Origin of the sequence: Paenibacillus silagei, assembly GCF_017874735.1 — a bacterium.
GTDB classification, from domain to species: Bacteria; Bacillota; Bacilli; order Paenibacillales; family Paenibacillaceae; genus Paenibacillus_AQ; species Paenibacillus_AQ silagei.
Map to the genome: position 1 here is coordinate 1 of NZ_JAGGLV010000042.1, position 18,951 is coordinate 18,951.

Sequence of the window (18,951 nt, forward strand, 5' to 3'; positions counted from 1 at the left end):
AAAACGAAACGTTTTTTGGGGGCGGTGGGTCTTTTTTTGTCAAAACCCAGTCTGCGGCGCGTTTTCCGGTACTTTTATTTTCGTATTAAACCGAATACAATGGGCGTGGTGTCCCGAATGTATGTGGAAATCAGCATACATTGGGGCAGATACGGGGCCTCCGGTCAAAATGTATGCGGAAAACAGCATATATTCGGGCGGAAGTGGGGCTCCGGGCAAAATGTATGTGGAAAACAGCATACATTCGGGCGGAAGGGGGCCTCCGGTCAAAATGTATGCGGAAAACAGTATACATTCGGGCGGAAGTGGGGCATGTGAGACGTTACTCCTTTTATGGTTGCAGCCCCATCCAGCCCAGCCCGTCCGCCCAATCCATTGTCGAATTGACCTGTCCAGCTAATTATTCGGCTTAAGGGGCAAATTTACTGTGCGGCGGAGCTATTCATCGTCACCTGGGCATGGGCGGATACATATCCTATAACCAGAACGATAAAAAACGGCCCCGAGGAAAGGACGGATTTGTGTGACCTCTTATATGGACTATACGTCGCCCAATACACAGTTTACGTTTGATATGAACGGCAACACCTTATTCAAGAAGGATGACTGCAATTATATCAACGTACTGGGCATCAAAAATCTGAACACCCTGGAGAATACCTCGCTGCTCGATATCTATCTCAGCAGATCCAATGTGGTCGAGCCGCATTATCATCAAAATGCCGCTGAGCTGGTGTATTGTATCTCGGGCGCGGCAGTGGTGTCGCTGATCAACCCTTTTACGAACGAGCTGCTGCATTTTCCGATCACCCCGGGCCAGGTTGCCAATGTGCCGCAGGGCTGGTGGCATTATGAAGTGGCCACGATGGATTGCACCCATCTGCTGGCGATCTTCGATGCTCCAACACCGGAGGTCATTCTCGGCTCGGATCTTCTGAGCTTAACCCCGGCTAATGTGCTGGCACATACCTACTGCCTTAATGAAGCGCTGGTTAAGGAAGCACTCGCTCCGGTGAAGCCTCAGACCTTCATTGGTCCGCCTGCGGATTGCTGTCCCCCTGTGAAGGCGGCAGCCGAGAATATGAAGGGAACCTACATCGCTCCTGCCAATATGACGCCGATGATGGCTAATGCGAACATGCCGCCTTACATGCACCCGCAGCAGGCTCCGCAATCCTTCGGATACCAGCCGATGGCAGTACACGGTTATTATGCTCAGCCGTATGCCCAGCCCTACCGCCAGCAGCAATATTTCCAGGCCCCTGCGCAAGCTGTGCATGAGGCTGGAGCCGAATAACAGAAATCCACACAGCACAAACGGCAGCGTATTCTGTGAATGCAGAATGACGCTGCCGATTTTTTTACAAATATAAGAAATTATATGTTTCACACGATAGCTTGTCTTCAATGATGCTGATCTGGAACCTGGAAGGAACGCAGATAATTCTGAATATCCTCCTGCGGGGTCTCAAGCAGACCGGCCAGCATGCTTTGAATAGCGTACAGGGCAGCAACCTTTTCGTCGATTTCGGTGATTTTGTCGCGGACGAGTTCCTTTAAGGTATCTTCATCCATCTTCGAGCCGAGCAGGGCAAGTGCCGCCTGGATTTCTTTCAGTGAATAGCCCAGGGACTGGGCATCCTTGATGAACTTCAGCTTCACCAGAATATCTGCAGAGTAGATCCGGTATCCCTTAGCGGTCCGCTCCGGGGCTGGCAGGATGCCGCTGTCCTCATAGTAACGGATGGTTGCCGCACTCAGCCCCGCCTGCCGCGCCAGCTCACCACGGGTCATTCCCTTCATCTGGTATTACCTCCTGTATTTTGATATCTATCTGCTCCTATGGTCTCTTGTGCGTGTAGGCCGGTTCAAAGCTCACTTCCGGGTATTCGGCCGATGGACCGTTCAGCAGCGCCTGCGGCTCATCTAGCAGATACTGATCGAAAAATGACAGGACATAGGTTCTGCTTATATCTACAGTATGCACCGGATCAAGGCCATTGGCGAATAAGGAGGGCGACAGCAGGGCTATATCCGTAAAACTCTGGTGAATGAAATGATCCACTGTCAGATAATAGGTATCCCGGGTGCTGCGGCTCATAACTGACTTCAGATCCGGCGTGAATTCTTCATAGATCAGGGGATCTGTGTTCGCTTCGGGATGTGCAAGATTCTGCGCAGTCGTTCCGGACATCATATACATAAAAGGCTGCGTCAGCCCTTCACGGGCAACCTTGCCCCAGAACCCGCCTTCCAGACTGACACCGGCCTTAAACCGCTTGTCTTGGGCTAAAGCTTCGGCGGTTGTCGCCCCGCCATAGGAATGGCCGAAGATCCCTGCCCGGGTGAGATCCAGCTTGCCCTGGAACAAGCCATTCGGGTCCTGTATATTCCATTCCGTCAATGTATCCAGCACAAAGCTGGCATCTGCTGTACGGATTGCGATTCCGTTCACATTGTGATTGTAGAGCTCTGCAGAAGTATCGAATTCGGGATCAGGCACGTAATAGACCGAAGCGCCGTCCGGGTAAGTGACCTTGGCTGAGGTGTAAGGATGATCGATCCCTACGACAATATAGCCGTGGCTGACCAATTCTTCGATAATCGACATACTCTGGAATCGGGTAGAGCGGATTCCCGGCGAGAACAGCAGGACCGGATAGCTGGGTTCTTGTGCCGATAGCTTCACTCCGTCTGTAACATGAGTAGGAATATCGGTCACATGGCTGAATAGCTGCTTCGGCAATCCGAATACAAGGCCAATGGCTTCGCCTAGTGCGGAAGGGTAATGCTCCTTAGGCTTACCCTCAGTCTGGTCAGGATCGGCCGGATACCATACATTAACCATCAGCTTACGTTTGCCGCCTTCCTCAGCGCTCAGCGTCTCGTCACGCTGCTCATCGGTAAGCTCGCGTGCGATCGTCCCGATGGCATATTGCCCTGTTGGCTCAGGTTGCGTGAACATCGGCAGCAGCCTGGACGCATAGACGGATACTCCTGAAAGAAGGAGGATGCATATCAGCAGCAGACTTTTCCATAACTTCGCATACCGCTTAGGCTGGCCCGTTCGGGGACGCCTCACAAGTCTGAATCCGAGTATGGTCACCAGCCAGAGCGCTGCGGCGTAGGCCGGAGCCATCTGGATACGGTAATTCTCCAGCACCCCATGCAGCATCACAGCCATAACGACAGCCAGCAGCATAAGGGTATCCAGCCTCCGGTTTTTCTTGGTCCCTATCATTCCTGCTGTAACAGCTAGAATTACCACAATGACTATAATCTCAAATATTCTCATTTGTACTCCCTCCAACCCTATTCATCTGGAATAACTAGAGTATAAAGGTTGAAGTATACTTCAGGGTCAAGGCTAAATTTAAGATGCCGGGCACAGTTGCAAAAAAAGACGGCAGCCCGTTCCAGATTCGGAAGCGAACTGCCATCGATACTGCTATACCCTCATCAAGTGTGACTAAGATAAGCGGACAAGCACGCGTCCCCGGGTGCCCGACTGGAGAATATCCTGAAGCGCCGCAGGCAGCTCAGTCAGGGAAATCTCACGGTCCACCAGCGTATCCAGCACCTCCGGCTTCATGTCACCTGCCATGCGCTGCCAGAGCTTGGCCCGTTTCTCCATAGGACAAGCTACGGAATCGATGCCGAGCAGACTGACTCCGCGCAGGATAAACGGCAGGACGGTGGTCGGGACAGCCGTGCCTGCGGTTAAGCCGCTTGCGGCCACTGCGCCGCCGTAGGCGATTTTGCTCAGGACCGCAGCAAGCGGGGCGCCCCCGACTGAATCTACTGCGGCCTGCCAGAGCTGCTTGTCCAGCGGCTTCACCGCACTGCCCGCGACCTCTTCACGGGAGATCACCTCAGCAGCTCCCAGCGCCTGCAGATATCCGGCTTCATCCATTCTGCCGGTACTGGCAGTGACCTGATAGCCCAGCTTCGCCAGAATGGCAGTTGCTGCACCTCCGACACCGCCTGTGGCACCGGTGACGAGCACTTTTCCCTGATCAGGCGTCATTCCTTGAGCTTCCAGTGCCTGCACAGACATCGCCGCCGTGAATCCGGCCGTGCCGTAGATCATCGCTTCCCGCAGCGTCAAGCCTTCTGGCAGTTCAATAACCCAGTCCGCAGGGATGCGGGCGTATTCGCTGAAGCCGCCGAAGTGGGAGACACCGATCCCATAGCTGGTGGCAATGACAGACTGGCCTTCGCGGAAGCGGCTGTCCTTCGATGAGACTACCGTCCCTGACAGGTCAATCCCCGGAATGAACGGATAATTTCGCACAATATTCCCATTCGGGATGCTTGCCAGCCCGTCTTTATAGTTTACACTGGAATAAGCTACCTTAATTAACACTTCACCGGCGGGCAGTTCCTCCAGCGTTACCGGTCTGACCTCTACGGAGAATGGTTCTGTCTTGTCCACTACCAATGCTTGAAAAGGGTTCTTCATATCTTCTCTCTCCTAATCCGTGTTATATTTGTTTGGTTCAAAGATAAGAATTCATAGGCTTCGCGCCATTACTATTGTGCCCTGTCAATTAAGGAAACACAATGATATCCTACACTAAATGCTTACAAAGGAGCGTTTATATGAGAGTAAAAATACGTAAAACCGTGCTTGCCACAGCAATCTGCCTCGTTCTGGGCGGGGGAGCGCTATACGGGTTCGCGGCATCTGATTCCGCCCCGGCGGTACACCGGCTGCGTCTAAGTGAGGACGAGCCTGCGCGGTATTTGCAAGGGTTGGAGTCTGTAACTCAAGATCAGCTGGAGCTGTCCCTTGGCGATCAGAGCCGTCCGGGTAATTATATCAGCATCCCTAATCATACAGAATTGCTATGGAGGAAGCCGGTGCCGACTCCGGAAGGTGAAGGGGAGCTGATCAAATTCGTACAGGGGGGAAGCGCGGTCTATCCTGCTCCTGAAGTTACTTATTATTGGCTGTGTTATCAGCGTCCCGGCAAGAGTGACAGCGATGATACGGTCACCTACTATATAGAAGCAAAAGTATTGGGGCAAGATGAAGAGGCTGCGGAAGCAGAGCTGTTAAAGCTGGCTGAAAACTGGGAAATTCCCGGTTAACCCGGATTTAATTGTGAACAACATGTGAACTGTAGTATATTGAGGATAGAATTCATCCGTCTGATGAGGGAGGCATACTCTATGTCCATTGCAACAACGATGATTATCCGGCTTGAAATCCGCAAGGCCGAAGCTTCTTTTGGTGATGTGGCGTCCAGGCTGGCAGCAGCCGGGGGCGATATTGTAGCGATTGACGTAATCCGTGGCGGCAAGGATGTGACGACCCGTGACCTGACTGTGAATGTGCAGGATGCGGCGAATGAAGAGATTATAAGTGTGCTGAAGAATATGCCTGGAATCAAAGTCATCAATGTCTCCGACCGAACCTTCCTGGCCCATCTCGGCGGCAAAATCGAGGTTACCCCGAAGATGCCGATCAAGAACCGGGAGGATCTGTCACTGGTGTATACCCCTGGTGTTGCCCGTGTCTGTACGGCGATTGCCGAAGATCCGTCCAAGGCGTATTCCCTGACGATGAAAAGAAATACGGTAGCGGTCGTCACCGACGGCACCGCAGTGCTGGGGCTTGGCGATATCGGACCGGAGGCGGCGATGCCAGTGATGGAGGGCAAGGCCATGCTGTTCAAACAGCTGGCGGATATTGACGGGTTCCCGCTGTGTCTGGACACTAAGGACCCGGAAGAAATTATTAAGATTGTGAAAGCGGTTGCTCCAGGCTTCGGAGGGATTAATCTGGAGGATATCAGCTCTCCGCGCTGCTTCGAGATTGAACGGCGGCTGTCGGCGGAGCTGGATATTCCGGTCTTTCACGATGACCAGCACGGAACGGCAGTAGTTGCTCTGGCCGGATTGCTGAACGCGCTCCAGGTCGTGGAGAAGTCGATTGCAGACTCCAGAATTGTAGTCGTCGGCATCGGTGCGGCAGGTGTGTCGATCTGCCGTCTGCTGCTGGCGGCTGGCGCGAAGCAGCTCTATGCGGCAGACAAGGAGGGGATACTGAACCGCAGCGAAGCCTATACCAATCCTGAATGGAGCTGGCTGGCCGAAGCCACGAATCCTGAGAATCTGAGCGGAGGACTGGACGAGGCGGTGCGCGGGGCGGATGTCTTCATTGGCGTATCCAGGGGAGGGATTTTGCAGGTTAGCCATCTGCAGAGCATGGCCCGGGACAGCATCGTGTTCGCTATGGCTAATCCGACCCCGGAGATTGAACCGGATCTGGCGGAGCCTTACGTCCGGGTGCTGGCAACCGGCAGAAGCGATTACCCTAACCAGATTAATAACGTGCTGTGTTTTCCGGGGATTTTCCGCGGGGCGCTGGATTGCCGGGCGAAGACGGTGAATCTGGAGATGAAGCTGGCAGCGGCACAGGCCATTGCAGCAGTGGTGCACCCGGATGAGCGGAATGAGCAATATATTATTCCGAGCATTTTCAACGAAAAGGTCGTGGAGCAGGTACGTCTGGCTGTCATCCGGGCCGCTATCGCTACCGGCATCGCCCGGCGCATCCCGCCGGATGTGAGCTGAGGAGTGGGCTGAGCATTAGGAAGGTGAACAAGCTGTGGCCTTAGGCTGCGGCTTTGTTTGCGTCTGCTTTTGCGCAGGAATATATAGTTGACCAATGTGGGAGCCGGGATGCCAGGGGCCTGGGAGCGATGGGTTGTGGACTACGGCTTACGCCGGTGCTTATGGGAGAGGTGGGAGGGGACGACTGGAAGGAATTAGATGGATTTTGTACACTTGCTGGTGGCTGTTTGGGGCATGGCGCGACAACAATTGGATTAACGACACTTAATTATCGTAATTCAAGTAAAGCGTTCAAAAGTTGAGTTAACAGTTGTGCTTTTTCCACTTGTTTCCCGGAAATCCTCGAAATTCGAGAAATTAAGATACGTTTGTCCACTTGCTTCCTACCGGAGGATTGGATTCCTTTAAAATCAGGCTTCGCTGTTTATATATAAGGGGCAGCATGGTAAAATATACAAATGGATACAATGATTCTTTTATTCAGGAGGGCTTATGTACCGCAGAATTCATATTATGGGAGCTTCCGGGGCGGGAACGACAACCTTGGGCAAGGCGCTGGCGGCGAGGCTTCCGCATGTTCAGTTGGATAGTGACGATTACTACTGGGAACAGAAATACAGCATCAAGAGCGATGTTGCCGCACGTCTGAGCAGACTGGAGATGGACTTGAAGCGCAATGAGCCTTGGATTCTGTCCGGTGCGCTCTGTGGATGGGGTGATCCGCTGCGCGACACCTTTGACCTGGTGATTTTCCTGTGGATTCCGGAGGAGATTCGTCTGGAACGTCTGCGGGTGCGGGAGTATGAACGATACGGAGATGAGGGTCTGCCGGGCGGAGACAAGTATGAGGATGTTGAGAGCTTTATTGACTGGGCAGCGCAGTACGATACGGGCGGAATGGAGATCCGCAGCCGGATGCTGCATGAGGAGTGGATGGCCGGACTAAGCGGTGATCTGCTGCGGCTGGAAGGAGACCTTACGGTGGAGGAACGGGTGGAGGCAGTACTGCAATACCTATCCCGTTCACGTTAATGTAATCTATGGGAAAAGGGGGCTGACCATGAGGAAGATACTGCGTGCGCTGCTGCTTCCGGCAATTCTGCTATTGCTGCTAACGTCATGCAATACGGAAACGACCCATTTCAACTATACCTTCAAGGGCGAGGGGGACACCTGGTCGGGCGTCTATAAGCAGGAGGCCAGCCAGAAGCTGATTACGAAGAAGGATAAAGTGACAAGTGAAAGCTCCAAACAATATACCTTCGATTTGAAATACAAGGGTGAGCAGTCTGATCTGGGAGAAATCAAGCAGTTCAAATATGGCTACAAAGGCACCAGCGGCGGCAGCACCCGGACGGAGGAAGGACCCGTGCGCTGGGATATGCTGCATATGGGGGGATATGGAAATGGTGCGTTTGAATATGAGGACTCCGTCATTAAAGTCACTGTCGAGTGGGACGGGAAGAGTGAGGAGTTTGAGCTCAAGAATGAGAAGTAGGGAGGCCACCTGCCATGGTAACCATAGAAGAAATCGGAATTGAATCGCTTGAAGCATTAAACACACTTTACCATGAATTAATAGGCGGGCCGACGGACCCGGTGAAGCTGGAAACCGCTTATCGGACAATCCGGGAGGATGAGCGGTATGTGCTGCTGGGTGCTTTTGTAGACGGGGAACTGCTGGGCTCCTTGATGGGGATCGTCTGCCAGGACCTGGTGGGCGATTGCCGCCCGTTCATGGTGATTGAGAACGTGGTCGTGTCTTCGCGCGCACGGCGGCAGGGGCTTGGCAAGAAACTGATGACTGCGATCGAAGCGATTGCGCATGAACGGGACTGTTACTATATCATTTTCGTGTCGGGGGAGAAGCGGAAGGAAGCGCATATTTTCTATGAGGCGATGGGGTACAGGGAGGAGAAGGTTGAGGGATACCGCAAGCATCTCAGCTCGCATTAGGTGGGAGAAGAATATGGATCATGGAAAACTTATAAGTGTAGGACAGCATAGGTTGTACATCAGTATTATTGGTGAGGACAAAGGCATGCCTCCAGTGGTGTTGGAGCATGGCTGTGGTTCTTCCGCATTGTTCTGGACGCTTGTTGCTCCTGAGGTTGCTAAGCTCACCCAAGTTATTGTATATGATCGTGCGGGCTATGGCTGGAGTGAGCCAGGACCGTTCCCGCGTACCAATGAGCAGTGCGTAACTGAGCTGTATGAGCTGTTGCAGCAATCTGGGATGGAAGGTCCATATCTATTGGTCGGTCATTCCTATGGCGGATTAAATGTAAGGCTGTTTGCCGGGAGATATCCGGGGCTAGTGGCGGGAGTGGTGCTGGTAGATTCGATGCATGAGGATGAAGTCACAGCGCGGTTTCCGGAAGAGCATGTGAAAGGGCAGCTTTTGGCGGTGAGGTTCTATCGGGCCCTGAATTTGCTGTCCAGAACTGGATTGTTAAAGGTCTTGTCCGCATTGAGAAGCTTCCCCGGATTCTCTGCTACTATTAAGCCTTTTTCCAAGCAGACGCAAGCGCTGTTATGGAGATTATCCTTTCAAAAAAAGACTATAGCGGCCATGCACAGCGAGTTCTCTAATGTTCAGCCCGGCTATGAGCAGGTTAGGGAACTGAAGCAAACCGATATTCCATTGACCGTTATCAAATCGGAAATAGTCAATGACTTCTATCCGGGGACTTCGGAAGATACGAAGCGGATCATAAGAGAGAAGCTGCAGGAAGTGGCAAATGAGCTGAAGCATACCTCCACTAACGGTCACCTAGTTGAAGCACAGGGCAGTGGGCATAACATACATATTGAGAAACCGCAGGTTATTATCGATGCAATAGAGCAGATGCTTGGAATTCTTACTTGATTCATTTGATGAAGCATGGCTGTATGCCTACCCTTAACCATTCAGTATTCGCAGTAGCTGGGACGTTTAAGTTCCGGCTCTAATTGTATTTACTACAATTAAAAACTTAGATTGGAGTGCTCAATGAGATTTAGTTGTATTTTCAGCAATTAGAATGTTAAGTGTTCTCCTTAAGAGGGCGTTTACTTGGATTTAGCTGTACAGAATACAATAAAAGTAGAAAAGTTCTGATTTTCCCCGTTTTTAACTGTATGAAATACAACTATCCTCTAGCCTAAAGACTTCATCAGATTTCATCCCCGCATTAGTCTCTGAACACTTGTCCCGAAAGCACTATCACCACAAATCCCAGAATTTAAGTTTGACCATCTCCATGATAGCGCTTTATAATCCGTTCATAGTGGCTAGGGCCAGAGGTCAAGACTACAGAAAGCGGGGGAGAATCATGAATCCAATATGCAAGGTGCTGATTGTGGACGATGAAATCCTGGTCCGGCAAGGGATTAAATATGTGCTGGACTGGGAGCAGGAAGGATTTCATATCGTGGGTGAAGCGGCCAATGGGCAGGAAGCGCTGAATTCGCTGCAGACCCTGCAGCCGCATATCATCATTACAGATATTGTCATGCCGGTGATGGATGGCGAGGAGTTAACCCGGCTGGTGAAGCGCGATTATCCGGCTACTGAGGTGATTGTGCTAAGCAGCTTCAGCGAGTTCCATTATGTGCGCTCGACGTTCCAGCATGGGGTGGCGGATTATATTCTGAAGCCGAAGCTGGAAGCCGGGGCCTTATTGCAGGTGTTACAAAAAACCCGGGACCGCATCCCGGGACTCAGTGCCGCGGGAGGACAAACAGAGGCAGAAGCGCAGCCGCTGGATACCTTGCTCGGCCGGATGCTGGCCGGTTACCGGCTGCCGCCGGAGAGCGAAGTGTATGTGAAGCAGCAGCTTCCGCATCACGCCTTCGCGCTGCTGGGCTGGGAACCGGTGCAGCAAGCACCGGGCGGCGAAGCCATGAACCATACCGCCATAAACGCGGTCAGCAGCGACAACGCTATGAATCATACCGCTATTAACGCAGTCAGCAGCAGCAATGCCATGAACCGTATCACCATCAATACTGCCAGCAGCGCAGCCAATGCACAAGAGGCTGCATCCGCCACCGTCATCACCACTATCACCAGTGAACTAAACCAGTGTGTACCGGGACGGGTGCAGTGTATTATTCCAGTCGCAGAGCCTTCGGGCACTACATTCATGCTGATCAATCTGGAGGAAGCCCATTGGCCGCAGCTGCTAAAGGCTGTACACCAGTCGGCCGATACGATGGCCGGGCAGGAAGTAGAGCTGCGTCTGACGCTCAGCCGTAGATTCAGTTCCCTCAGCGAGCTTGCGGCCGTCCAGCAGGAGAGCAATGCGAGACTACAGCAGTGCCGGTTTTTCCGGCCGGAGCAGACCCTGCTAATCCAGGAAAAACGTCCAGATCCGGAGACTCCGTTGCCGAAGTTCAATCTGGCGCAATTCACCGAGCAGTTGAAGCGTCAGCAGCTGGCGGAAGCATTCGGTGACCTGCATCAGCATGTGGATGCGCTCAGCCGCCAGAATGATGGAGATGTGTATCAGTTTAAGTCCTTCCTGAGCAATATGATTTTTAATATTACGAATCAGTTCAGTCATCTGCAGGAGCTGGAGGAGGGGAAATACGGCCTGTTCCGGGCCATTGATGAAGCGGGCACGGCCGAGCAGGCCATGCAGATTCTGGATGATTACCTGCGTCGGATCATGGAGCTGACTGCATCGGCAGCGCCGGCACCGGGCGGCAATGCCAGTATGACGAAGCTGCTTCAGTACATAGAAGAGCATTATACTGAGCCGCTGACCCTTACGGAGATGGCCCGTCATTTTCATTTCAACCCTTCGTATCTGTCGAGCCTGTTCACGACCTACAATCACGAGGGCTTCAAAGAGCATCTCAACACGGTCCGCACGGGCAGGGCGGCAGAGCTGCTGCGGGCCGGGGAGGCACCCATAGCGGAGATTAGCAGCATGGTCGGATATGGCGATCACAGCTATTTTTGCAAAGTGTTCAAGAAATATTACGGCTTGTCCCCGAGCGGCTACCGGCGTCAGCATTACGGGCAGGAGTAGAGCGTATGCGCAGATACTGGGAGCGGTTCAAATTCCACAGCCTGTTCATCAAAATCTTCCTCGTCATGCTGTTCAGCATCATCGCCGTAGCCATCGCTTCCTCCTGGACGACCGTCCGCATGTCGGAGAAGCTGTTCATGAATACGTTCAGCATTACGAATTCCAAGGTGATCAGCCAGATTAAGGCGAGCTTTGAAGCTTTTCATTATTCAATCGTTACGGCTACAAATAATACCCAGCTGAGCGGCACGATCCGCTCCTTCCTGTCTGAGGAGGACTCGGACTCCCTGCGGATGCTGCGGACCTATTACAATATGACCACACAGATGAAGAAGATTCAGTCCACGCTCGATGCCTACCAGGTCGGGATCAAAATCATGGGCAAAAACGGCCGCAGTTACTCCACCAACACGAACAATCTGCTGATGAGTGACCGGGAGCTGCAGCAGCATGAGCTGACACGTAATACTTTGGCTGAACCGAAACGGCTGATGTATCAGTTCTATGAAGAGACGATGCCGGATTCGGCGCAGAAGGAAGCGGTGATTGTAGGCAGCAAAGCGCTGATGGACCGGACGACGGGCGATATTTACGGGACGCTGTATTTTACCATTCATGAAAAGGATTTCCGCTCCTTCTATGGCAGCTTTGTCAGTACCGGGAACGATGTGGTGATCCTGAATAAGCAGGGGATGATAGTGTCCAGCAACCGCAGTGATCTGATGGGCCAGCGGGCAGAGGATCTATTGCAGGTGGCGAGGGAGATTGAGGAGCAGCAGCTTGCTTACCAGAACACCGATTTCCAGGGCACCGATTCGATTCTGATTGCGGATTACCTGCCGTCTTATGATTTCTATATTGTGAACCTGATCGATAAGCAGACGGCCCTCGGCCAGATGGTCAACGGTAAAATGGTCGTGCTCTTCTGCTCAGCCATCGTGGCCGTGGCCCTGATCGTGGTGTTCCTGATCTTCAGAAGGCTGACCCGGTCGCTCACGCTGCTTACCCGGCAGATGTCCAAGATCACCGAGCGTAACTTCCACAATTACATTACGGTTACGGGCAGCTTTGAATTTCAGGAGCTGGGTCATGCCTATAACTATATGCTGGACGAGCTGAATGAATATGTCGAGAAGCTGGTGGATACGCAGAAGGAGCAGCGGAATGCCGAGCTTGCGGCCTTGCAGCATCAGATTAACCCGCATTTTCTGTACAATACGCTGGCTTCGGTCAACTTCCTGGTGCAGCAGGGCAGTCAGGAGAAGGCGGTGCAGACGATTCATGCCCTGATCTCAATGCTGCAGAATGCGCTGAGCAATGTCAGTGAGAGCATTACGGTGACGCAGGAACTGGAGAATCTGAAATCCTATGTCTTCATCAACCATGTGCGGTACGGCGAACGGATCAGGGTGAATTTCTTCATCTCCCCGGACTGTATGGAATACCATCTGCCGAAGCTGATTATTCAGCCGTTCATTGAGAATGCTTTCTTCCATGCCTTTACGCGCAAAAGCGGCGGATATATCCATATCCTCATCTCCCAGGATGCCGGATCTCTGCTCTGTGAGGTGGTGGATAACGGGGACGGAATGGATACCGGAGCGGCTGATCTGCCGATGTCAAGCCTTGCGGGGAAGCGCCAGCTGTTCACCGGAATCGGTATCCGCAATGTGCATGACCGGCTGGTGCTGATGTACGGCGAAGAATATGGAGTCACCATTAAGAGTGCGCCGGGGGAGGGGACTGCAATTCGAATCCGCCTGCCGCTGATGAAGAAGTGAGATAATTACCATTTTCCAAAAAAAGAACAAACGGCAATCAAGGTAACGCTTACAATCAGGCGATAAAATGACCAATCCCCATAAAGTAAGTTCTAACGGCTCCCAGAGGGCGGGTGATAAGATTATTTATGTAATAAATAAGCGCTTACATTCAAGCGAGAGACAGTAAAGCGCATCAAAGGGGAGGCTTACCAATGAAAAAAGGCTTTGCGTTAGTCCTGATTTGCCTGCTTCTGCTTACGGCCTGCAGCTCGAACTCCGGGTCGAAGAACACCAGCAATAGCGCTGCGGACACGGGAAAGACAGAGAATACAGCAGCTACAGAGCCTGCACAGGCGAAGGAAATCACCATTTGGGCTTGGGACCCTGCATTCAACATCGCCGCACTGGAAGTGGCCAAAGCAGAATATGCCAAGACGAACCCGGATGTGAAAATTAACATTGTGGAATATGCACAGGCGGATATTATCCAGAAGCTGAACACGGGGCTGAATTCCGGAACCACCAAGGGTCTGCCGAACATCGTGCTGATTGAGGATTACCGTTCCCAGAGCTTCCTGCAATCGTACAAGGATTCCTTCTACGATCTGAGCAGCTCGATCAAGGGCGCTGACTTCGCAGATTACAAAAGCGGGCCGACCAGCCTGGACGGGAAGCAGTACGGGGTTCCTTTTGACTCCGGCGTTACCGGACTCTATGTCAGAACGGACTATCTGGAGCAGGCAGGCTACAAGCTGGCCGATCTGCAGGATATCGACTGGAAGCAATATATTGAAATCGGCAAAGCCGTGAAAGAGAAAACCGGCAAAGCGCTGATTACACTGGACCCGAACGACCTTGGACTAATCCGGGTGATGATTCAATCCGCAGGCGAGTGGTATCTGAAGGAAGACGGCAAAACGCCGAACCTGGCGGGGAATGCACCGCTTAAGGAAGCTTTTGAAATCTATAAGGAACTGACTGAATCAAACGTAGCTAAGGTACATGCAGACTGGAGTCAGTTCGTAGCCGCCCTGAACAGCGGCGATGTAGCCTCCGTGCCGACAGGCAACTGGATCACCCCTTCGATTACGGCTGAAGCGTCACAATCCGGCAAGTGGGGAATCGCACCGCTTCCTAAGCTGACTGCGAACAAATCCGTTCATGCCTCGAACCTGGGCGGAAGCTCCTGGTATGTCATGAATGTGGACGGTAAGGAGACGGCAGCAGACTTCATGGCGAAGACCTTCGGCTCGAATGTGGAAATGTACCAGAAGCTGCTCACGGACATCGGTGTCATCGGTACCTTCAAAGCGGCTGCGGGCGGAGAGGCTTACAGCCAGGCCAATGAATTCTTCAGCGGCCAGAAGATTGTATCCGATTTCGCCGCCTGGACGGAGCAGATCCCAAGCGTCAATTACGGAATCAACACGTATGCGATTGAAGACATCCTGATTGTAGAGATGCAGAATTATCTGAACGGCAAGGATATTGACAGCGTGCTGAGCGATGCCCAGGCCCAGGCCGAGTCACAGATTAAATAGTTAGCTCACATACAGTGACCTTGGGCGTGGCCTGCAGCTTCCGGGAGTTCAGGAGGCGGGCTGTGCCCGGGGTTTATTTTAAATGATAAGGAAAGGACTGGGCAGCTGTGCATCAAACTAATTCCAAACTAAGATTCCGCACCAAAAGCGTGTTGACCGGATGGTCCTTCGTCCTGCTTGCGGTTATTCTGATCTTCGTCTTCTATTTCTATCCGATGCTTCAGGCACTCATTCTGTCGTTCCAGACGGGAACGGGCAGCAATCTTACGTTTACCGGCTTCGATAACTATTCACGGCTTCTGTCTGACAAGACATTTATTGTATCGGTTAAGAACACCTTCATCTATCTGCTGGTTCAAGTGCCGCTGATGATCATCCTCGCGCTGTTTATCTCGGTGCTGCTGAATGACAGCAAGCTGAGATTTAAGGGGTTTTTCCGGACGGCGATCTTCCTGCCCTGTGTCACTTCACTGGTTGCGTATTCTGTAGTATTCAAGTATTTGTTCTCCGGCAATGGCCTGGTGAATACGATGCTGCTGAAGCTCCATCTGGTCAGTGCCCCGATTGAATGGATCACCGATCCGTTCTGGGCCAAAATCACCATTATCCTAGCGATTACTTGGCGCTGGACGGGTTACAATATGATTTTTTACCTGTCGGCCCTGCAAAATATCGATCACTCCATCTACGAGGCCGCCAAAATTGACGGGGCATCTTCTTCCCGCCAGTTCTTCGGAATTACGGTCCCGCTGCTGAAGCCGATCATCCTGTTCACCTCGATTACCTCAACGATCGGGACTCTGCAATTGTTCGACGAGGTCATGAATATTACGAAGGGAGGCCCGGGCAACGCGACCCAGACAATCTCCCAGTACATCTACAATTTGTCATTCAAATATGCAGCAGACTTCGGCTATGCAGCCACCGTATCGTATTCGATTGTCATTATGATCGCACTGCTGTCGGTCATCCAGTTCAAAGTGGCAGGTGATAAAAATGGCTAAAAGTAAACGTTTCTTCATGTATCTGTTCCTGAGCATCGCGGCCATTGTCTCAATTTTTCCATTCCTGTGGATGGTCGTCAGCTCGACGAACCAGTCGGTGGATGTCACCCGCGGGCGTCTGCTGCCGGGCACCCATCTGCTGGAGAATCTGCGCAAGCTGCTGGACACTACGGACCTGCAGTTATCCCTGATGAATTCAGCGAAAATCTCCATAACCACCACGCTGCTGGCGCTGCTGATTGCCTCGCTGGCCGGTTACGGCTTTGAGGTCTTCCGCAGCCGCTCGAAGGATATTGTATTCAACATTCTGCTGCTGTCGATGATGATTCCGTTCGCCGCGCTGATGATCCCGCTGTACCGGATGTTCGGGCAGATCTCGAACGTCTTCCCTTGGATGGGCATCGATACGATGACCTCGGTCATTCTGCCTACCGTGACTACCGCATTCCTGATCTTCTTCTTTCGCCAGAGCACCAAAATGTTCCCGAAGGAGCTGCTGGAGGCCGGGCGGATGGATGGGCTGAGCGAGCTGGGCATCTTCCTGCGCATCTACCTGCCGACCATGAAGACGACTTACGCTGCCGGAGCGATCATCACGTTCATGTCGAGCTGGAATAACTATCTCTGGCCGCTGATCGTATTGCAGACCCCGCAGACCAAGACCATGCCGCTGCTCATCTCCACTCTCGGCTCAGGCTACGCCCCTGATTACGGGATGATTATGATCGCGATTGTAATCGGCACGATTCCTACTGCGCTGGTGTTCTTCGTGATGCAGAAGCAGTTTGTGGCGGGGATGATTGGGTCGGTGAAGTAAACTTAGACACTCCGGGAGTTTGGGAATAGTCGTGGCTCCAGGGATTGTTTGGACTTTCGGCCGCTGTTAGATTTGGATTTCCTGATTTAAACCGCAGTCTGCGGTAGAAATCCAAATCTAAAGGCGGACGCTCCGCTCCTACAGTTCCAAACATCCCCTCCGCCACTCCTCCCAAATGGGGGGAGAACCAAGTTCACTAGCTGTGGGAGTAGGGCAGAGGGGAAAGGATAAAGGCAAGGGCAAGGGGATATGCTTAATTGCATTCTGTACATCTATTTCGCCTGATATAACCTAGATTGTCCGTTTAGCTGTATTTCGTGCAACTAAACTGTCTATATATCGGGGTTCGCAAGCTTTTGGGCAGATTTAGTTGTACAGACTACAGTTAGAAGGAGGAAGCCTGTCTTTATGCGGTTTTTAAGTGTACAGAATGCAACTATCACTGAAGGTTGGCTTCGAACGCAGCATCACACATTAACTTAAGGCTCCTATTAAGGCTCCTATATTGACATATCGCAAATCATCGATATAATAAAAATTATGAATCCAATTGATGTATTTAAGGCTTTATCGAATGAATCCAGGTTACAGATCTTACATTGGCTCAAAGAGCCATACGTTCATTTTAAACCCCATGAAGGAGTGGATATGGAGGAGATCGGGGTTTGTGTAAGTCAAATAACCGACAAGCTGAACATGACTCAGTCCACGGCTTCTCAATATCTTACGATGTTGCAGCGGGCAGGATTGATCACCACAAAACGTATAGGCAAATTTACTTACTATCAGAGAGACGAGGAAGCCATACGTCAGTTAGCTCAGTACACGATGAGTGAGATGTAAGAGAGATGAAACTGAGTTCTTTACACAGAATTCAGCTTTATCTTGGCATTATGATTCGACAATTCGCGATATGTCTTTTTAATATCATATCGACAATTCGATAATTGTACATTTAAAATAATTAAAGGAGTTGTATCATTCTATGTCTGTTAGCTGGAAAGTGTATATTTTAGCCATTGTTAGTTTTTTGGTGGGGACGTCTGAGTATATTCTGTCTGGCATTCTAGATAAGGTATCCCTTTCTCTTGGTGTGTCAGTTGCTGCCGCCGGGCAATTAATTACGATTTTTTCGCTAGTCTACGCTATATTTACTCCTATTCTTATGGCTGTAACCGCAGGTATAGACAGACGGAAATTAATCATGATGGGTCTAGGCTTGTTTGTGGTATCTAACACTCTCGCCGTTCTTTTGCCCGGGTATGGATTGTTTGTAGTTGCCCGTATCATTATGGCCATAGGCGCAGGGATAGTGGTTGTTACCGCCTTAAACATTGCAGCGAAAATTGCCCCTGAGGGTAAACAAGCAAGCGCGATTGCAACGGTCGTAATGGGCTTTACAGCATCCTTAATCATTGGCGTTCCTCTTGGGCGCATCGCAGCGGATACGCTTGGCTGGAAATCTGTGTTCGGGGGTATTGCCCTTTTAGGGATTCTCGCAATGATTATACTTTCTTTCGCTATCCCGCGTGTTAAGGGAGATGAACCTATTCCATTACGGCAACAATTACGTTTGCTACAAAAGCCTAAGGTCGCATTGGGACTCTCGATTACCTTCTTCTGGCTTGGCGGATATTCGGTAGCATATACGTATCTTTCACCGTATCTGCTTGAAGTATCGGGCATAAGTGATAAATATCTCAGCGGCGCTCTGCTTATATTTGGAATAGCCAGCATGATAGGCTCCAAAATCGGTGGCTTCAGCACGGACCGTTGGGGGGTTAACCGAACCTTATTCAGCGGATTGATACTTCATATTGTAATGCTGATCCTATTGTCTTTAGTAACGAATACACTCATTGGTGTAATGGTTGTGTTATTGTTGTGGTCCTTCTCCGCATGGTCATCTGGTCCAACGCAGCAATATCATTTAACGACAATTGAACCCGAAGCCTCAGGTGTGATGCTTGGTCTTAATCAGTCTATGATGCAGCTTGCTATGGCAGCGGGTGCTGGTATAGGTGGAGTAGCCATTGGAACGGCCTCGCTTACATCTATAACATGGATTGGTGCTGCTGGGGTTGCGATTGCTATGATCGCTACGCTCATTTTATATAGAATGAATTCTAAATCAGAGATGAATGTTCAACATTTAGTTCAAAACCAGTGAATGTTACTAACCTTATACTTCTGGTGACAAAAAAGCGGTGGCCGGTTTTTCCGGGC

The 18,951-nt window shown here is 51.4% G+C and carries 17 protein-coding genes; 14 read left to right on the plus strand and 3 right to left on the minus strand.

Going from position 1 to position 18,951, the window contains the following annotated elements; genetic code table 11:
- Window positions 1-535 precede the first annotated feature (535 nt).
- The gene (locus J2Z70_RS32335) at window positions 536-1,297 is read left to right on the plus strand and encodes a cupin domain-containing protein (RefSeq protein ID WP_209879773.1); all 762 of its coding nucleotides are present in this window, start codon (window positions 536-538) and stop codon (window positions 1,295-1,297) included.
- A 107-nt stretch (window positions 1,298-1,404) separates the two neighbouring features.
- Here J2Z70_RS32335 and J2Z70_RS32340 read toward each other — a convergent pair whose 3' ends face one another.
- The 3 genes from J2Z70_RS32340 to J2Z70_RS32350 form a co-directional block, all read right to left on the minus strand.
- The gene (locus J2Z70_RS32340; RefSeq protein WP_036729690.1) at window positions 1,405-1,803 is read right to left on the minus strand and encodes a MerR family transcriptional regulator; all 399 of its coding nucleotides are present in this window, start codon (window positions 1,801-1,803) and stop codon (window positions 1,405-1,407) included.
- Between the two features lie 37 nt (window positions 1,804-1,840).
- Complete coding sequence (locus J2Z70_RS32345) at window positions 1,841-3,295, minus strand: alpha/beta hydrolase family protein (protein WP_209879776.1); 1,455 nt, start codon at window positions 3,293-3,295, stop codon at window positions 1,841-1,843.
- Window positions 3,296-3,469: 174 nt separating this feature from the next.
- Entirely contained in the window at window positions 3,470-4,462 is a 993-nt protein-coding gene (locus tag J2Z70_RS32350) for an acrylyl-CoA reductase family protein (RefSeq protein WP_209879780.1), read from the minus strand.
- Window positions 4,463-4,602: 140 nt separating this feature from the next.
- On the opposite strand from J2Z70_RS32350, the gene J2Z70_RS32355 reads away from it, so the two are divergent.
- The 13 genes from J2Z70_RS32355 to J2Z70_RS32415 all read left to right on the plus strand — a co-directional run bounded on the left by J2Z70_RS32355 (window position 4,603) and on the right by J2Z70_RS32415 (window position 18,895).
- On the plus strand, window positions 4,603-5,094 hold the full coding sequence (locus tag J2Z70_RS32355) for a hypothetical protein (RefSeq protein ID WP_209879782.1): 492 nt from the start codon (window positions 4,603-4,605) through the stop codon (window positions 5,092-5,094).
- 81 nt (window positions 5,095-5,175) lie between these two features.
- Window positions 5,176-6,582, plus strand: coding sequence for an NAD-dependent malic enzyme (locus tag J2Z70_RS32360; protein WP_209879785.1), 1,407 nt, complete (start codon window positions 5,176-5,178; stop codon window positions 6,580-6,582).
- Between the two features lie 492 nt (window positions 6,583-7,074).
- A complete protein-coding gene (locus J2Z70_RS32365) occupies window positions 7,075-7,614 on the plus strand; it encodes an AAA family ATPase (protein WP_209879788.1) in 540 nt (179 codons plus the stop codon).
- Window positions 7,615-7,642: 28 nt separating this feature from the next.
- Window positions 7,643-8,080 carry a hypothetical protein gene (locus J2Z70_RS32370; protein WP_209879791.1) on the plus strand — a complete coding sequence of 146 codons (438 nt, stop codon included), beginning with the start codon at window positions 7,643-7,645 and terminating at the stop codon, window positions 8,078-8,080.
- A 14-nt stretch (window positions 8,081-8,094) separates the two neighbouring features.
- Complete coding sequence (locus tag J2Z70_RS32375) at window positions 8,095-8,538, plus strand: GNAT family N-acetyltransferase (RefSeq protein WP_209879793.1); 444 nt, start codon at window positions 8,095-8,097, stop codon at window positions 8,536-8,538.
- A gap of 13 nt (window positions 8,539-8,551) precedes the next feature.
- Entirely contained in the window at window positions 8,552-9,451 is a 900-nt protein-coding gene (locus J2Z70_RS32380; RefSeq protein WP_209879795.1) for an alpha/beta fold hydrolase, read from the plus strand.
- A gap of 445 nt (window positions 9,452-9,896) precedes the next feature.
- The gene (locus tag J2Z70_RS32385) at window positions 9,897-11,600 is read left to right on the plus strand and encodes a response regulator transcription factor (RefSeq protein ID WP_209879797.1); all 1,704 of its coding nucleotides are present in this window, start codon (window positions 9,897-9,899) and stop codon (window positions 11,598-11,600) included.
- Window positions 11,601-11,605: 5 nt separating this feature from the next.
- Window positions 11,606-13,381 (plus strand): sensor histidine kinase, encoded by a 1,776-nt coding sequence (locus J2Z70_RS32390; protein WP_209879799.1) that lies wholly within the window; start codon window positions 11,606-11,608, stop codon window positions 13,379-13,381.
- Window positions 13,382-13,575: 194 nt separating this feature from the next.
- Window positions 13,576-14,904: an ABC transporter substrate-binding protein gene (locus J2Z70_RS32395; RefSeq protein WP_036729658.1), complete on the plus strand. Its 1,329-nt coding sequence runs from the start codon at window positions 13,576-13,578 to the stop codon at window positions 14,902-14,904.
- 107 nt (window positions 14,905-15,011) lie between these two features.
- The gene (locus J2Z70_RS32400) at window positions 15,012-15,908 is read left to right on the plus strand and encodes a carbohydrate ABC transporter permease (RefSeq protein WP_209879802.1); all 897 of its coding nucleotides are present in this window, start codon (window positions 15,012-15,014) and stop codon (window positions 15,906-15,908) included.
- Window positions 15,901-16,725 (plus strand): carbohydrate ABC transporter permease, encoded by an 825-nt coding sequence (locus J2Z70_RS32405; protein ID WP_209879804.1) that lies wholly within the window; start codon window positions 15,901-15,903, stop codon window positions 16,723-16,725. The genes J2Z70_RS32400 and J2Z70_RS32405 overlap by 8 nt, the downstream gene beginning before the upstream one ends.
- Before the next feature lie 540 nt (window positions 16,726-17,265).
- Window positions 17,266-17,568, plus strand: coding sequence for an ArsR/SmtB family transcription factor (locus J2Z70_RS32410; protein WP_209879806.1), 303 nt, complete (start codon window positions 17,266-17,268; stop codon window positions 17,566-17,568).
- Between the two features lie 142 nt (window positions 17,569-17,710).
- Window positions 17,711-18,895: an MFS transporter gene (locus tag J2Z70_RS32415; RefSeq protein WP_209879808.1), complete on the plus strand. Its 1,185-nt coding sequence runs from the start codon at window positions 17,711-17,713 to the stop codon at window positions 18,893-18,895.
- Window positions 18,896-18,951: the final 56 nt, after the last annotated feature.

Coding starts and splice junctions, on each gene's coding strand:
- J2Z70_RS32335 (WP_209879773.1), top strand. CDS start 536: ATGGACTATACGTCGCCCAATACACAGTTTACGTTTGATATGAACGGC.
- J2Z70_RS32340 (WP_036729690.1), bottom strand. CDS start 1,803: ATGAAGGGAATGACCCGTGGTGAGCTGGCGCGGCAGGCGGGGCTGAGT.
- J2Z70_RS32345 (WP_209879776.1), bottom strand. CDS start 3,295: ATGAGAATATTTGAGATTATAGTCATTGTGGTAATTCTAGCTGTTACA.
- J2Z70_RS32350 (WP_209879780.1), bottom strand. CDS start 4,462: ATGAAGAACCCTTTTCAAGCATTGGTAGTGGACAAGACAGAACCATTC.
- J2Z70_RS32355 (WP_209879782.1), top strand. CDS start 4,603: ATGAGAGTAAAAATACGTAAAACCGTGCTTGCCACAGCAATCTGCCTC.
- J2Z70_RS32360 (WP_209879785.1), top strand. CDS start 5,176: ATGTCCATTGCAACAACGATGATTATCCGGCTTGAAATCCGCAAGGCC.
- J2Z70_RS32365 (WP_209879788.1), top strand. CDS start 7,075: ATGTACCGCAGAATTCATATTATGGGAGCTTCCGGGGCGGGAACGACA.
- J2Z70_RS32370 (WP_209879791.1), top strand. CDS start 7,643: ATGAGGAAGATACTGCGTGCGCTGCTGCTTCCGGCAATTCTGCTATTG.
- J2Z70_RS32375 (WP_209879793.1), top strand. CDS start 8,095: ATGGTAACCATAGAAGAAATCGGAATTGAATCGCTTGAAGCATTAAAC.
- J2Z70_RS32380 (WP_209879795.1), top strand. CDS start 8,552: ATGGATCATGGAAAACTTATAAGTGTAGGACAGCATAGGTTGTACATC.
- J2Z70_RS32385 (WP_209879797.1), top strand. CDS start 9,897: ATGAATCCAATATGCAAGGTGCTGATTGTGGACGATGAAATCCTGGTC.
- J2Z70_RS32390 (WP_209879799.1), top strand. CDS start 11,606: ATGCGCAGATACTGGGAGCGGTTCAAATTCCACAGCCTGTTCATCAAA.
- J2Z70_RS32395 (WP_036729658.1), top strand. CDS start 13,576: ATGAAAAAAGGCTTTGCGTTAGTCCTGATTTGCCTGCTTCTGCTTACG.
- J2Z70_RS32405 (WP_209879804.1), top strand. CDS start 15,901: ATGGCTAAAAGTAAACGTTTCTTCATGTATCTGTTCCTGAGCATCGCG.
- J2Z70_RS32410 (WP_209879806.1), top strand. CDS start 17,266: ATGAATCCAATTGATGTATTTAAGGCTTTATCGAATGAATCCAGGTTA.
- J2Z70_RS32415 (WP_209879808.1), top strand. CDS start 17,711: ATGTCTGTTAGCTGGAAAGTGTATATTTTAGCCATTGTTAGTTTTTTG.